Annotated in this window: 14 protein-coding genes; 6 read left to right on the top strand and 8 right to left on the bottom strand. The window is 71.3% G+C overall.

Annotation, left to right across the window (positions count from 1 at the left end; translation table 11 throughout):
* Nucleotides 1-16 precede the first annotated feature (16 nt).
* Both HS104_36325 and HS104_36320 read left to right on the top strand, forming a co-directional pair.
* Nucleotides 17-1,333, top strand: coding sequence for a M18 family aminopeptidase (locus HS104_36325; GenBank protein ID MBE7485422.1), 1,317 nt, complete (start codon nucleotides 17-19; stop codon nucleotides 1,331-1,333).
* Between the two features lie 44 nt (nucleotides 1,334-1,377).
* Nucleotides 1,378-2,424 (top strand): hypothetical protein, encoded by a 1,047-nt coding sequence (locus tag HS104_36320; GenBank protein MBE7485421.1) that lies wholly within the window; start codon nucleotides 1,378-1,380, stop codon nucleotides 2,422-2,424.
* 1 nt (nucleotide 2,425) lies between these two features.
* Here HS104_36320 and HS104_36315 read toward each other — a convergent pair whose 3' ends face one another.
* Entirely contained in the window at nucleotides 2,426-3,406 is a 981-nt protein-coding gene (locus tag HS104_36315) for a hypothetical protein (GenBank protein ID MBE7485420.1), read from the bottom strand.
* A 37-nt stretch (nucleotides 3,407-3,443) separates the two neighbouring features.
* On the bottom strand, nucleotides 3,444-4,493 hold the full coding sequence (locus tag HS104_36310) for a hypothetical protein (GenBank protein ID MBE7485419.1): 1,050 nt from the start codon (nucleotides 4,491-4,493) through the stop codon (nucleotides 3,444-3,446).
* A gap of 29 nt (nucleotides 4,494-4,522) precedes the next feature.
* Between HS104_36310 and HS104_36305 the strand changes: the two genes are divergently transcribed.
* A complete protein-coding gene (locus HS104_36305) occupies nucleotides 4,523-5,518 on the top strand; it encodes an endo alpha-1,4 polygalactosaminidase (protein ID MBE7485418.1) in 996 nt (331 codons plus the stop codon).
* Between the two features lie 11 nt (nucleotides 5,519-5,529).
* Here the strand turns inward: HS104_36305 and HS104_36300 are convergent, their stop codons facing one another.
* From HS104_36300 to HS104_36285, 4 genes are all read right to left on the bottom strand, one after another.
* Nucleotides 5,530-6,387 (bottom strand): hypothetical protein, encoded by an 858-nt coding sequence (locus HS104_36300; protein MBE7485417.1) that lies wholly within the window; start codon nucleotides 6,385-6,387, stop codon nucleotides 5,530-5,532.
* A 95-nt stretch (nucleotides 6,388-6,482) separates the two neighbouring features.
* On the bottom strand, nucleotides 6,483-6,938 hold the full coding sequence (locus HS104_36295; GenBank protein ID MBE7485416.1) for a peroxiredoxin: 456 nt from the start codon (nucleotides 6,936-6,938) through the stop codon (nucleotides 6,483-6,485).
* A 4-nt stretch (nucleotides 6,939-6,942) separates the two neighbouring features.
* Nucleotides 6,943-7,965 carry a WD40 repeat domain-containing protein gene (locus HS104_36290; protein MBE7485415.1) on the bottom strand — a complete coding sequence of 341 codons (1,023 nt, stop codon included), beginning with the start codon at nucleotides 7,963-7,965 and terminating at the stop codon, nucleotides 6,943-6,945.
* 15 nt (nucleotides 7,966-7,980) lie between these two features.
* A complete protein-coding gene (locus HS104_36285; GenBank protein ID MBE7485414.1) occupies nucleotides 7,981-9,306 on the bottom strand; it encodes a hypothetical protein in 1,326 nt (441 codons plus the stop codon).
* A 277-nt stretch (nucleotides 9,307-9,583) separates the two neighbouring features.
* Here HS104_36285 and HS104_36280 point away from each other — a divergent pair, with 277 nt between their 5' ends.
* From HS104_36280 to HS104_36270, 3 genes are read left to right on the top strand one after another with little or no spacing between them, the layout of a single operon-like run.
* A complete protein-coding gene (locus HS104_36280) occupies nucleotides 9,584-10,324 on the top strand; it encodes a hypothetical protein (protein MBE7485413.1) in 741 nt (246 codons plus the stop codon).
* Nucleotides 10,325-10,331: 7 nt separating this feature from the next.
* The gene (locus tag HS104_36275) at nucleotides 10,332-11,213 is read left to right on the top strand and encodes a 3-hydroxyacyl-CoA dehydrogenase family protein (protein MBE7485412.1); all 882 of its coding nucleotides are present in this window, start codon (nucleotides 10,332-10,334) and stop codon (nucleotides 11,211-11,213) included.
* Between the two features lie 2 nt (nucleotides 11,214-11,215).
* Entirely contained in the window at nucleotides 11,216-11,779 is a 564-nt protein-coding gene (locus HS104_36270) for a hypothetical protein (GenBank protein MBE7485411.1), read from the top strand.
* On the opposite strand, the gene HS104_36265 is transcribed toward HS104_36270, so the two are convergent.
* Nucleotides 11,780-12,256, bottom strand: coding sequence for a hypothetical protein (locus HS104_36265; protein MBE7485410.1), 477 nt, complete (start codon nucleotides 12,254-12,256; stop codon nucleotides 11,780-11,782).
* Entirely contained in the window at nucleotides 12,253-13,554 is a 1,302-nt protein-coding gene (locus tag HS104_36260) for a radical SAM protein (GenBank protein ID MBE7485409.1), read from the bottom strand. Before HS104_36260 ends, HS104_36265 begins: the two co-directional genes overlap by 4 nt.
* Nucleotides 13,555-13,605 lie beyond the last annotated feature (51 nt).

The raw sequence follows: 13,605 nt of genomic DNA, 5'->3' as shown, positions 1-13,605 counted from the left end.
GCTGTATAGTCGCAGCATGTCGGAGACCGCCGAACAGAACCGAGCCCGCGACCTGATGGCGTTCATCGACGCTTGTCCCACGCCCTACCACGCCGTGGAAGAGGTCGCGCGCCGGCTGCGCGACGGGGGCTTTTCGGAGCTCGACGAGCGGGAAGCCTGGCAAATCGACCCGGGTGGCAAGCACTACGTGGTGCGCGGCGGCGGCACGCTGGTCGCGTTCGTCGCAGGCAGTGAGCCGCCCTCGCACGCCGGGTTCGCGCTGGTCGGCGCTCACACCGACTCGCCCAACTTGCGGGTCAAGCCCGTTCCCGACGTCTCGACGAACGGCTACCGGCAGCTCGGGGTCGAGGTGTACGGCGGCGTGATCTGGCACACCTGGCTCGATCGCGATCTGTCGCTGGCGGGCCGCTTGACACTCCAGAGCGGAGAGACGCGGCTCGTGCGCTTCGACCGCGCGCTCTGCCGCATCCCCAACGTCGCGATTCACCTGAACCGGGACGTCAACTCCGCCGGACCGCAGCTGAACGCGCAGAACCACCTCGTGCCGCTCCTGGGCCTGGGCGACAAGGACGAAAAGCGCGGTCTCGGCGCGCTGCTCGCCGAGGCGCTCTCCGTGGACGCCGCCGAGATCGTCGGCTTCGACCTGTGCTTGTACGATTTGACGCCCGCGCGGCTCGGCGGCGAGCGCGAGGAGCTCGTGTTCGCCCCCCGCCTGGACAACCTGGCGTCGTGCCACGCGGCCACCACCGCGCTGTTGGCCGCCGGCTCTGCCGGCGCCGTCACGCGCGTGATCGCCCTGTACGATCACGAAGAGGTCGGCAGCCAGAGCGCGGCCGGCGCCAAGAGCCGCTTCCTGTCGAGCGTGCTCGACCGCATCGCCGGCTCGTACCGCGACGCGGGTCGCGACGCGACCAGCCGCGCCTTCGCCCGCTCGCTCTTGGTCAGCGCCGACATGGCCCACGCCGTGCACCCGAACTACGCCGACAAGCACGACAAGCAGCACGCGCCGAAGCTGGGCAAGGGCCCGGTGATCAAGGTGAACGCGAACCAGTCCTACGCCACTGACGGCCCGAGCGCCGCGGTGTTCGAGCTGGCCTGCCGCGAGGCGGGCACCACGCCGCAGCGCTTCGTCTCCCGCAACGACATGCCTTGCGGCAGCACCATCGGGCCCATTTCCGCCGCCGCCATGGGCATCCGCACCGTGGACGTGGGCAACCCGATGCTCAGCATGCACTCTTGCCGCGAGATGGCGGCGACCGCCGACGTCGAGCCGATGATCCGCGCGCTGACTCAGATCTTCCAGCGCGCCGTGCTGCCGAAGCCGAGCGCCTGAAGGGCGGCTCGCCGCGCCACTGACCCCGATCTAGACTCGGAGTCATGCGTGTCGGCTCACTCCTGGTCCTGGCCTCGTGCCTCGCGGCGCTCGGCTGTTCTTCGTCGACGACCAACGACGGTCCCGGTACCGGGGGACAGGCCGGAAGCGGCGCAGCTTCAGGCTCGGGAGGCGGCTCGGGCGCCGGCGGCGCCGGCGGCGCGGGAGGGGACGCGGGTTCGGGTGGTCTCGGCGGCACGGGAGGCCAAGCGGGCGACGCCGGCTCGGAGCTCTGTGACTCCAGCACCCACGAGTGCAAGGCAGCGCCGGCCGGCTGGAAGGGTCCGGTCGTGGCCCACTCGGGTCCGGCCGGAGCAGTGTCGTGCGCGAGCCCGCTCGGCACGCAGGCGTTCGTGGCCTACTCAGGGCTCACCGGTACCGGGCACACTTGCGAAGGCTGCAAGTGCAACACGAGCTCGGTGAAGTGCGAGGTGAGCGTGAGCATGTACGCATCGGCGGGTTGCCAGACTACGGCGAACACCAAGAAGGTCTCCGACACCTGCGTCGACTTCGGCGCCGCGTACAACTACGTCGCCGTCTCGGCGCCGAGCCTGAAGCTCGGGACGTCGTGCACGCCGAGCGGCGGGTCGATCACCCCGGAGTCGCCCGCGTGGGCCGAGAAGACCGTGGGCTGTACGGCAGCGCCCCAGGGCATCTGCACGGATCCGACCGAGTCTTGCCTGCCCAAGGCCGGCACCACCGCGCGCTGGTGCGTCTATGCCAGCGGAGACTCGAGCTGCCCTGCCGGCCCCTACTCGAGCAAGAGGCTGGTCCACGAGAATTTCGCGGACACTCGCGCTTGCTCCGCGTGCACCTGCGGGCTCCCGTCCGTGAGTTGCGTCGGCGGAAAGGCAGACGTTCACCAGGTCGTCAGCTGCAACGACGGACCGACGGCGTCGCCCGCGCCGAGCGCGGGCTGCACGGCGGCGACCGGGGTCAGGGCCGCGCGCTACTCGGACTGGAACCTCCAGGGAGGGTGCTCTGCGACCGGGGGACAGAAGTCCGGCAGCGTCGCGCCGAGCTCGCCCGTCACCGTCTGCTGCGAGCCTTGACTCAGCCCTCCCGCGACAAGAACGCGGTCATCACGAACTCCTCTGCGGTCCGCTTGGGACCCGGCGCCAGAGTGAGCACGCGGTACTGCGCCTTCACCTTGCGCTTCTTGTAGCTGGTGTAGAGCGCCTGCGGTCCCGTGGCGCGAGGCAGCCACGACGGCGGCAGGCCAGCCCGCGCCTGCTCGTGGGAGATGGTGCTGGCGTTCTCGGTCTGCATCCTCTCGCGCACCTCCCCGAGCTGCTCGAAGGAGAGGCCGAACAGGAACTCCTCGAAGGCCTGGAGCTGCTCCTCCGGCACGTCGCCCTCGAAGTACTCCAGGAAGCGCGTGTCGCGGCACTCGTGGAGCAAGCGGAAGAACTCGTGGGTCCCCAGGGTCGTCCCGAGCACGGGGCGGATCTTGTTCCGCGCCGCCCAGACCGACTCCAAGACCGGCGCGAAGTCGTCGATCTCGGTGGACAGGCGATCCTCCCAGACGCGCAACAACGCTCGCCCCGCCGCCACCTTGACGCGACGGTCGCCTCCGGCGTCGGTCACGATGGAGGTGAAGAGCTCCTCCCCGAGCTTGGAGTAGATCGACTGCCCCAGCTCGACCTCCGCGCGCTCACGCAGCTCCGCCGGCGCCGCCACGGCCTCCAGGCCGTAGCAGACGCCCTTCAGGAAGTTGATCTTCGCCACCAGGTAGGCGCGCCCGAAGATCACGCGGACCGGCAAGTGAAGGTCCAGGTCCCACTCGGGCACCTCGCACAGCAGATCGAGCAGCGTCTCGCCAGAGTGTGAGGTGAGGCGGCGCGACTCCCACGAGCGGGGGATCGACGGGCTCTGCTCCACCAGCTCGGCGGCTCGCGCCAGGCGCTCGAGGTTCTGGCGCAGGAGCTCGGCCTCCGCTGGATCGATCGAGGCGAGGAGGCTCAGCGCGTCGGCGACCAGCGCCCGCTCGGCCACGTCGAGAAAGACGAGCTGCCCGCGCTCACCGCCCGCCATCCCTGGAGAATACGCCAGTGCTGCCCGAGTGGGGACCCTAGTTGGCGTTTGCCCGCACGATGCGCGCGATCCATGCGTCCACTTCGTCGCGAGCCATGGGCCTCAGGTCGAGCCGCGCTCGGAGCGACGCGAAGGTCCGCTGCGCGGGGACCAGCCGGGCGTAGGAGGGCGGCCCGATCAGCACCACGCGCGTGCCTTCGAGCGCAGGGATCTCCCAGGGCTCCCCCTCGCCCCAGATCCAGTGCGCGGAACCGCCGTAGTCGCTCGCGTCGGGCAGCTTGCAGGCCGCGCCGAGCGCCGAGTAGGCGTAGGCGTTGAACGCCGCCTCGACCACGATGCCGGAGTCCTGCGCACCCTGCCCCGAGAGACAGCGCACCGCGGCTTCCGGTGGTCGCGGCAGGCCGAGCTCGCCGGCTGCTGCGTCCGCGATCAGCACGAACAGCTCGAAGTTGCTGGCCACGCCGCTCATGCTGCCCTCAGAGCCCCTGCGCGCGGCCACGTCGATGACGACGAGCGGCTCGTCGTCTAGGACGTCGAGCATCTGCCGCAGCCACGACGCCCCGGGGTGGTAAGGCTCGAGGCGACGCAGCGCCGGCAGCAGGGCGCGCTCGCCGCGGCGGGCCTTTGGGCTCGCGCCGAGCAGCGCGACGGCCGGCAGGTAGGTGTCGCCGATCAGGGCCCAAGGCCGCTCCTCGCTCAGGCGGGTCCCGACCCACTCGTTCTCGTCCAGCTCGTCGTCGACCGACTGTTCACCGGCAGCTAGTGGGTGCTCGGCCAGGAGCGCGTCGAGCAGGACCACGCTCTCGGCCAGCCAGGTCTGCAGGCGGGGGAACAGCACTCTTTCCAGCGCTTCACCAGGAGCGCCACGCTCGATCAGCGCGCCGGCCATCACGGCGCTGAGCACCAGAGACTCCGCGTCCCGCGCGACGTCGGCGGCCAAGGCCGACAGCGCCTCTCCGCTCTGGGCGGGCGAAGCGCTCGCGGCCGCCGAGAGCAGCTCCGAAGCCGCGCTCTTCGCGGCCTCCTGGTCGAAGGGCTCGGCGCGCGCGACGCTGAGGTAGCGGGCGAGCGCGCCATCGAGTCCCATGACCCGAGAGCATACGGTAGAATCTCCGAATGCGGCACGCGGCGTGGATGGCGGTTCTTCTCGGCCTCGCGGCCCTCTCGTGCGGCGAGTCGGACGCCGGCGGCGGGAGCAGCGGGGGTGGCGGCGCCCAGAGCGGCGGTGCCGGCTCGGGCGGCGCCGGCGGGCAGAGCAGCGGCGGCGCTCAGAGCGGCGGCGGTTCGAGCGGCGGAACGACGAACGGCGGCGGAGCCGGTGGAAGCGGCGGGAGCGCGGGCGGCGGTGGCGGCCCGAGCGGCGGCGCCGGCGGCGGCGGTGGCGCGACCAGCGTCTGGCAGCCGAAGCCCGGCACGACCTGGCAGTGGCAGCTCACGGGCAGCATCGACACCTCGGTGGACGCCGCGATGTTCGACATCGACTTGTTCGAGGCCAACCAAACCGTGATCGACGCGCTCCGCGCCAAGGGGCGCGTCGTGATCTGCTACTTCAGCGCCGGCAGCCGCGAGGACTGGCGACCAGACGCGGGCGCGTTCGCTGCCAGCGACTACGGCAAAGGGCTCGCCGGCTGGCCCGGGGAGAACTGGCTCGACGTGCGCTCGGCGAACGTGCGCAGCGTGATGAAGAAGCGCCTGGACCTGGCGGTGCAGAAGAAGTGCGACGGCGTCGAGCCGGACAACGTGGACGGCTACGCGAACGACTCCGGCTTCCCCCTCACCGAGGCGGACCAGCTCGACTACAACCAGTTCCTGGCCGCCGAAGCCCACGCCCGGGGCCTGTCGGCGGGCCTGAAGAACGCGCTCGAGCTGGTGCCCGAGCTCCTCTCGCACTTCGACTGGGCGCTGAACGAGGAGTGCCTCTCCTACAAGGAGTGCGCGCTGCTCGCGCCGTTCATCCAGGCCCAGAAGGCCGTGTTCCACGTCGAGTACGTGGATCAGTCGAGCCAGGGAGCCGCCAAGAAGAGCGCGGTGTGCGGGCAGAGCAGCATCACGGGCTTCTCGACGCTGATCAAGACCTGGGACCTGGACGCCTGGCGCTTGACCTGTCCGTAGGAGCAACTCGATCAAGGCGGCGGCGGCGCGAAGCCGCCCTGCGCGAACGGCTGCGGGAACGGGCGCGGCGTCGGACGCGTGGGGCGGAAGCGCCGGAACACGTCGATGCCGCGGGCCTCGAGGCCGTCCGCGTCGTCGTAGCGAAGGGTCAGGACGCGGGCCGGAGTCGAAGACGCGCGCTCGAAAGACACCTGGACGACGCGGCTCGTGCGCGACTCACCGTATTCGGTTCCGATGTTGCTGTCGCTCTCCGCAGCTCGGTCGCGCGAGCGCCCGGCCGAGCCCGCGCTCGGGGCCGCGCTCTTGCGCGGTGGTGCGGGGCGGCGCCGCTCGAAGCGCCCCTCGTCCTCGGGAACCGCGAAGGCTTGCTCGCGCACGCGCTCGCGGAAGAAGGCCACGCCGATCACGCCCACGTTTTGCGGCGTGCCCATGCGCGACGAGTAGCTGTTACCGGGATCGGTGAAGCGGAACGTCGCCACCTCGTCGAGGCTCTGGCGGAAGCCTTCGATGCGGACGCTGCCGAAGGCCGGCACGATGTAGCCGCGGTGGCGGCGGAAATCGGCGCTCTGGCCGCTCAGCACGTCACGCCCGTCCACGCTGACCACGGCCTCGACTCGCTCGGAGGTGGGATTGCGGACCACGACTACGTAGCGCTCGCCCTCCTCCCCCAGGACCCAGGTCGCCCCCTGGTGGTTGAAGGTGCTCAGGGAGCGACCGGCCCCGTCCTCCAACGAGAGCGAAAACGCGGGGACTCGGGGCGGCGGTGGCCGGCGCCAGTGGGGGCTGCGGGCGCCGGCGGCGGCGACCCCGAGCAGCAAGGTGACGGTGGCCAGCGCGGCGACGACGATGCGCAACTGTCGGCGAGTCATGGCTTTCTTCTCCTGCTCTGGGTCCGGGGCCGCTGGGTCCATGGCGCCCTCGCTCCCCCTTGGACGCGCGAGCGGCGCCGAAGATCTGCCAGGCCTCAGCCCAGCCGCTCGAGCGCGGCGAGGGCAGCGACCACGTGGCTCTTGGCGTTCAGGGCCGAGGTGTGAACGTGGGCGACCCGGCCGTTCCGGTTGATGACGAAAGTGACCCGGCCATCGAAGAAACCCAGGGTCTTCTTGACCCCATACAGCGCACGGACCCGCCCACCTGGGTCCGCGAGCAGGGTGTACGGCAGGTCGTGTCGACCGGCGAAGCTCTTGTGAGAGGCCACCCCGTCGGAGCTCACGCCGACCACCTGGGCGCCGCGACCGAGGAACACCTCGTGTTGGTCGCGAAAGGCGCAGACCTCGACGGTGCACACCGGGGTGTCGTCCTTCGGGTAGAAGAAGAGCACGATCGGGCCCCGAGCCAGCGCGTCGGCGAGCCGCCAGGCACGTCCCAGGTGATCGTCCAGGGTGAAGTCAGGAGCTGGCTCACCGGCTGCGAGGGTCATGGGCTCAACGCACCATCCAGGCCGTGAGTCGGCCCTGGCGATCGACGGCGGCGAGCACCGAGCCGCTCTCGTCGAGGGCGGCGTCCTCCACCGGGTCTCGGGTGTCCAGGGCGATGCGTTTGGGACCGGAGATCTCGGCGAGCTCGAGGCCGTCGGAGCCGGCCCGCACCAGCCACTTCCCGTCGCGGGTGAACAAGATGCGCTTCACCCAGTTGCCGTTCTTGAGCTTCGCCTTGGCGGTCGAGGTCGCGCCGAGCTCCCACAGGGTGGTGGTGTTCGGGGCGCCCTCCTCCGCCAGGAGCGCGCCGTCGTCGCTGAAGGCGAGCGCGTCCGACTCCCCGTCGTTGCGCACCAGGTCGTGGGGCGCGTCGGGCTTGGTGATCTCCCACCACCACACGGAGCCCTGCACCCAGGCCACCGCGAGCCGCGAGCCGTCGCGGGTCAGGGCCAGGCTCTTCACGTCGATGGGCGGGCCGGGCACGCGGACCTCGGCGCCGGCGGAGCCGTCGAGCCCGTAGATGCGGATCACGCCGTCGTAGTGGCCCAGCACCAGACGCGAGCCCACGAGAGCGGCGGCGGTGACGCGCGAGGCGTGGACCGCCGGGTCCGGTCTCGACGTGCGCTTCGCGGCGTCGATCAGCACGACGGACTTCTCGCACACGATCACCAGATCGGCGCCGTGGAACGCGAGCCCACCGCGCACCACGTCGCGACAGCGCTGCACCTTCCCCAGCGACCTGCCGGTGCCGAGCTCGAACAGCTCGACGCCCTCCTTGTTGGCAGAGGCTATCTTGCCGAGTCGCGTGCTGACCGCGACGGCGCGGCCGAAGCCGCCGGCGGCGACCTCCCAGGCCTTCTTCACGCGGTCGGCGTTGGCGGCGCCGATGCTCGCTGGGCGCGCGGGGCGGCCCGGCGGAGCGGCCTTCGCCGCGGCCTTCTTGCCGGGGGCGGCCGAGGCCGGCGAGGCACCGCCCGCGGCGCAGGCTGCCAACGCGGAGGACAGGAGCAGGGCAACCAGGGTGCGCAACGTGGGCGCAGGCTATCAAATCCGATACATGGCGACGAGCAGGACCACCGCGAACCCCATGCCGACGCACAAGATCGCGACCGCGACGCCGAGCCAGCGGGATGGCGCGAGCTCGGTGCGCTCTTCCGCGTCGGCCCCGGCCTCACGCAGGTGCGCGTCCAGCTCGCGGGCGGAGCGCCGGCCTTCCCGGACCAGCAAGGCGGCCGCGAGCAAGCCCGCGAGCAGCGTGAACCCGAGCGCGAGGTAGCGCGCCTTCTGCCGGCGCTCGGCGTCCTTGGCGAAGCCCAGGCGCAGGCCGTCCAGGTGCAGGCGGTCGGGCACCGCGCGCGCCCGGGGGGGCTCGGCATCGAGCGGGCTCGGCGCACCGATGGGCCAGCCCACCGTGGACGCCGTGTCCAGCTCCGGCTCGCCGGAGACCACGGCCCAGAGCCGCCCCGGCGGCAGCGGTGGGAGCGCGACCAAGCCCACCGAGGCACCGCGCTGATCCGGGCTCAGGGCCACGGCGCCTCCGCTCAGTCGCTCGGTCTCGCTGATGAGCGAGTAGTACGCGACGTCACGCTCGATCGGCGACTCCACCCGGAGCTGCCCCTCTTGGAGCGTGGCTCGCAGCGCACCCGCGGTGACGGGGACGAACCCGGTGAAGTCCCCGGCTGCGCCGGCGGCGTTCGAGGCCTTCACGGTGAGGGAGACCAGGTGGGTGCGTGGCGCCAACGTGACGCTGGTGCGGCCGCTCGCGTCGGTGGGCCGCGGCGCTTGGGTCACGTCGGCGCCGTCCGCCTCGACCACGACCTCTGCGCCGCGCTCCGCACCGGCCGGCCCCCTGACCTCGATCACGAGCGCCTCCGGGAAGGGCACGGCGATCGCTCCACGCGCCGGCGCGACGCGGATCCCGAGCGCGCCGCTCTTCTGCCCGGCGAAGAAGCCGCCGCGCTCCACTGCGCGCGCGGCCCAGTCGGCGCCTGAGAGCGACACGCTCCCATGGGCCAACAGGCCGTCCCGGCCGGTGACGGTCAGGGTCACCGGTCCGCGGATCGGCGCTCCCGCGTCGAGCGTGACGCTGGCCACGCCCATCTCGTCCGGCGTGGCGCGAGCGCTCGCCCTGCGTCCATCGGCGAGCAGCGCCTCGACGCTGACCTCGCCGGTCCGTGCGGGCCCTTCGATCTCGACGAAGCGCTCGACCAGCGCCAGCCGCAAGGACAGGCGCGAGGCGCCCTCGGTCGGTCCGCCGTACACGCGAGCCCCGACGTAGGGCCGGGGTGCACCGACCACGAACAGCGCGAAGGCGATCACGAAGACCGTGATCAGCGGCAGCGAAAACAGGACCAGCCGACTTCCACGCACTACTTCGACTCCGCGACGACCCCGCTGCGGAGGCCTCGCGTCGAGGCTACACGCAGAGCGTGATTAGGGCCCACAGTCGCGAGTCTTCTGCTTCCGCGTCGACCGACGCGGGTCGGGCACCATTCAGGTGGACACGCCCAGCCGGGGCAGGAGCCAGATCTGAATCGCGAAATACGCGACGAAAAGCAGCAGCGGGACGATGGCGGAGGACAAGACCCCCCTAGTTTTGGCCCCGGCCCGACAACTGGCAACTCCGGATCTTACGCATCCGCCGCGCATGAATTACGCTGCGCGCCCCAAGCAGATGGCCGAGAAGAAGAGAGACAAGAAGAAAGGCCCGAAGCGCGACAAGGCGCGCGAGCCGCGCAAGGAGCGCCGCTTCCAGCCCTCGCAGACCCAGAGCTCGCTCTACTCCGGCCTGGGGGGCATGGCCGGCGCGCTGGCCCTGGGCGCCGGCGTCTACGGGCAGTGGATTCGCGAGCCCGCCTTGCCGTGGGCGCAGTACCTGGTCGCGGGCGGCGCGCTCACCCTCGGGGCAGCGCTCTGGTTCAGCGACGTGGGAGGCGATCCGATCCGCGTCGGCGCCGCCGGCGTCGCCCTGGAGCGTGGCACGGAGCTCTTGCGCGTAGCCTGGTGCGATCTCACGCGCATCCGTATCGAACGCGGAAAGCTCCTGCTCGAGACCGACGACGTGACGCTGGCCGTGCCGCTCGGAAGCCACCCCCACGCTGCGGCGTGGATCCTCAAGGAGGGCGTGCTCCGCATCCCCGACGTCATGGACGTCAAGGGCAGCGACGCCGAGGCGCTCCCCGAGCCCAAGGAGAGCGACGGCGAGAGCGTCGCGGTCGAGAACCTCCAGATCGCCGGACGTCACTGCGCCGCCAGCGACAAGCCCATCTCGTTCGAGCGCGACGCCCGGCTCTGCCCGACCTGCGCGCAGGTCTACCATCGCGAGCACGTGCCGAAGAAGTGCGTGACCTGCGACGACGACATCGCTGGACGCGCCTACGCCGTATAGAGAAGCCATGACCGAACCGATCCGGAGCATCGCCGTCTTGGGGACCGGCACCATGGGCCGCGGCATCGCGCAGCTCGCGGTGCAGCGCGGGCTCGAGGCCCGGCTCTACGACGTGTCCTCGACCCAGCTCGAGCGAGCCGTCGCCGACGTGACGGCCCAACTCGGCAAGCTGGTGGCCAAAGGCAAGCTGACCGAGGCCGAACAGAGCGCTTGCCTGGGGCGGCTCTCGAGCTCGATCGACCTCGGCCGAGCCTGTCGCGACGCCGACGTGGTGGTCGAGGCGGCGCCGGAGTCGATGGACCTCAAGGTGAAGCTCTTCACCGAGGTCCGGGAGCTCGCGCCGGGCCATGCCCTGCTCGGCTCGAACACCTCGAGCCTCTCGATCACCGAGCTGGGCCAGCGCTGCGCAGTGCCGGAGCGCACCATCGGCCTGCACTTCTTCAACCCGCCCCCGGTGATGCCGCTGCTCGAGATCGTGCGCGGGCTCGGCACCAGCGAGGCCTCGGTCGAGCGAGCGCTGGGGCTCGCCCAGCAGCTCGGCAAGGAGCCCATCGTGGTGCGCGACTTCCCCGGCTTCGCCACCAGCCGGCTCGGCGTGGTCCTGGGAGCAGAGGCGATGCGCATGCTCGAGGCGGGCGTCGCCAGCGCCCAGGACATCGACCGAGCGATGGAGCTCGGCTACCGCCACCCGATGGGACCGCTGAAGCTCACCGATCTGGTAGGGCTCGACGTGCGCCTGGCGATCCTCGAGCACCTGCACTCGGAGCTGGGCGAGCAGTTCCGGCCGCCGGCGATCTTGCGTCAGATGGTGCGCGCTGGGCGCGTCGGCAAGAAGGTCGGGCTCGGGTTCTACCGCTGGACGGACGCCGGACCCGTACCCGCAGAGTGACGATGCCGACGAGCGCGCACCCCGGGGAGGTCAAGGGCTACACCCTCCTCTCCTACGTCGCCCCGCTCCAGCGTGACCGAAGCGAGCTGTGGCGCCGCGTGGAGGACGGCATGACGCCGGAGGGGCGAGAGTTCTACCGCGGCGACATCTACGCCAGCTCGTGGTACCCGCGCCGCAACCTGCACGAGCTGATGCAGGCGTTCTGCGCGGCGACCAAGAGCTCGGAGGAAGAGCTCAGGGATCTGGGCAGCATGGCCGCGCGCTACCAGATCCACGTCATCTACCGGGTGTTCCTCAAGTTCGCGACGCCGGCGCTGGTCTTCAATCGCGCCGCCAGCGTGTGGTCACGGCAGACGACCGTGGGCACGTTCACGGTGGTCGAGGAGCACCCCGATCACCTGATCGGCGAGCTCGACGACCCAGACCTGCCGCCGGGGATCCCGGATCTCATCACGGGCTGGAGCGACACCATCATCGCGATGCTGGGGCGCACGCCCTACCGTACGAGCTGGGATCGCGTCGGACCGACGCGCTGGCGCTTCCGGGTGGGCTGGATCAAGCGCTGATCAAGGCGGAGGCGGCGGCGCTCCGTAGAGCGGCTGTCCGCCACCGCCCCCGCCGGTGTTCGCGCCGTCGTCACCGGCGTCCGCGGGCATGCCGTAGAGCGGGGCGGCGCCGGCGAAGCCGCCGCTGCCGCTGCCCGCGCTGCCCGCTGCTCCGCCGCTGCCGGCGTTGCCGCCGCTGCCACCTGCCGAGCCACCGGTGCCGGAGCTGCCGCCCGTCGCGGAGCCGCCGGAGCCACCCGTGCTGCCGCCGGAGCCGCCGCTGCCACCGTCGTCGCTCTCGCCGCCGCAGGCCGTCGCCGCCAAGCTCGCCGCCAAGGTCGCGCCGAAGGCGAACAGCGCCGAGCGCCCGAGCCGGCGCGTCGGCAACGCCGGTTCTGGCGTGGACCCGAGGTCGAGCGAAGCACGACAGAACGGGCAGGCGTTCTCGTGCACGCGCACGTGGCGCTGGCACTCGGGACAAGGGATTAGATGGCTCATGCTCGGTCTCCTCCATTCGGATCGTCCTCGACGATCAGCTCGAACCCGCCGTAGTCGAACGGTTCCCCAGGCGCGGGATCCCGCTGCACCAATCGCTCGCGCTTTCCCTGGCGCTGGAGCTCCAGCGCCCGGTGGTGGCAATAGGGGTTGTTGCCCGCCTTGCGGAAGAACGTGAACGAGGTCCAGGTGCAGCCGGCCCGGCACTCGTCGGCGTAGTAGCAGCTCTGGCAGAACCCCCAGAGATCCGCCACCGTGCGGTCGCGCGTGTAGCGCAGCGGCTCGGCGCGCTCCCAGATGTCCTGGAGCGAGGCGTCGCGGATGTTGCCGCCGGTCCAGGCATCGGTGGGCAGCGACGGACAGCCCTTGATGGCGCCGTCGGCCTCGATGCCGAGCGTGGAACGCCCGGCGCCGCAGGAGGCCAGGTGCCCGCGGGGCATGGTGCCGCGGAACACCGTCTCGTACGGCCCGAAGTAGCCCACGTTGTTGCCGGGCCAGAGCCGCACGCCGAGCTCGTCGCAGCGCTGCTTCAAGCTCGCGAGCATCGGGAACAGCTCGAGCAGGTGGTAGGGCTCGAGCAACACGTCCGGCTCGTCGGCGGCCCGTCCCATCGGGACGGTGAGCTGGATCTGCCAGCTGTGCGCGCCGGCCTTGGCGATGGTCTCGAGCACGTCTGGCATGTCCGGCATGCTGAGCCGGTTGATCTGCGTGTTGGCCGACACTTTCACGCCCGCCTGGCGCAGGTTCTTCAGCGCTTCGTGGGCCGCACGATGGGAGCCCGGGACGCCGCGCAGCCGGTCGTGCGTGACCTCGCAGCCGTCGATGGAGACGCTCGCGCTCTGGAGGCCGGCCTTCGCTGCCGCCTGCGCCCGCTCCGGGGTGATGCCGCGTCCCCCGGTGGTCATGGTCGCGGTCATCCCGGTGGCGCGGATCTCCGCGATGATCTCCAGCCAGTCGTCGCGCAGGTACGCCTCGCCGCCGATCACGGTGACTTCCTTCACGCCTAGCCGGGCCATCTGGCGCACCAGGTCGAGGCACTCGGCCGTGCTGAGCTCCTCGCGTCGCGCGTGGCCGGCGCGCGAGCCGCAGTGGCGGCACGCCAGATCGCAGGCCAGTGTGATCTCCCAGACCGCGTAGATGGGACGCCAGGCCCGATCGACGTCCCGCGCGCTGTCCGCCAGCGGCAGGCGCCGCAGCGCGGTCGGCGCGTACGGCGCGATGGGCAGGCTGCGCGGCCGTGGCTTGAGCAGCTCCTTGGCTCGCTCCTCCGCCGAGAGCGGGTCGGGACCCCGGCCGATCATCTCGTGGAGCGTATCAGTTGACGGATGTCATTGCGAGGATGGAGAAATCGT

The sequence above is a fragment of the Polyangiaceae bacterium genome (assembly GCA_015075635.1).
In the GTDB taxonomy this organism is placed as follows: Bacteria; Myxococcota_A; Polyangia; order Polyangiales; family Polyangiaceae; genus JADJKB01.
This window is presented reverse-complemented; position numbering and strand designations above follow the sequence as displayed.

Bases quoted from the DNA above. Each gene is read 5' to 3' on its own strand.
- HS104_36325 (MBE7485422.1), top strand. From the start codon at position 17: ATGTCGGAGACCGCCGAACAGAACCGAGCCCGCGACCTGATGGCGTTC.
- HS104_36320 (MBE7485421.1), top strand. From the start codon at position 1,378: ATGCGTGTCGGCTCACTCCTGGTCCTGGCCTCGTGCCTCGCGGCGCTC.
- HS104_36315 (MBE7485420.1), bottom strand. From the start codon at position 3,406: ATGGCGGGCGGTGAGCGCGGGCAGCTCGTCTTTCTCGACGTGGCCGAG.
- HS104_36310 (MBE7485419.1), bottom strand. From the start codon at position 4,493: ATGGGACTCGATGGCGCGCTCGCCCGCTACCTCAGCGTCGCGCGCGCC.
- HS104_36305 (MBE7485418.1), top strand. From the start codon at position 4,523: ATGCGGCACGCGGCGTGGATGGCGGTTCTTCTCGGCCTCGCGGCCCTC.
- HS104_36300 (MBE7485417.1), bottom strand. From the start codon at position 6,387: ATGACTCGCCGACAGTTGCGCATCGTCGTCGCCGCGCTGGCCACCGTC.
- HS104_36295 (MBE7485416.1), bottom strand. From the start codon at position 6,938: ATGACCCTCGCAGCCGGTGAGCCAGCTCCTGACTTCACCCTGGACGAT.
- HS104_36280 (MBE7485413.1), top strand. From the start codon at position 9,584: ATGAATTACGCTGCGCGCCCCAAGCAGATGGCCGAGAAGAAGAGAGAC.
- HS104_36275 (MBE7485412.1), top strand. From the start codon at position 10,332: ATGACCGAACCGATCCGGAGCATCGCCGTCTTGGGGACCGGCACCATG.
- HS104_36270 (MBE7485411.1), top strand. From the start codon at position 11,216: ATGCCGACGAGCGCGCACCCCGGGGAGGTCAAGGGCTACACCCTCCTC.
- HS104_36265 (MBE7485410.1), bottom strand. From the start codon at position 12,256: ATGAGCCATCTAATCCCTTGTCCCGAGTGCCAGCGCCACGTGCGCGTG.
- HS104_36260 (MBE7485409.1), bottom strand. From the start codon at position 13,554: ATGATCGGCCGGGGTCCCGACCCGCTCTCGGCGGAGGAGCGAGCCAAG.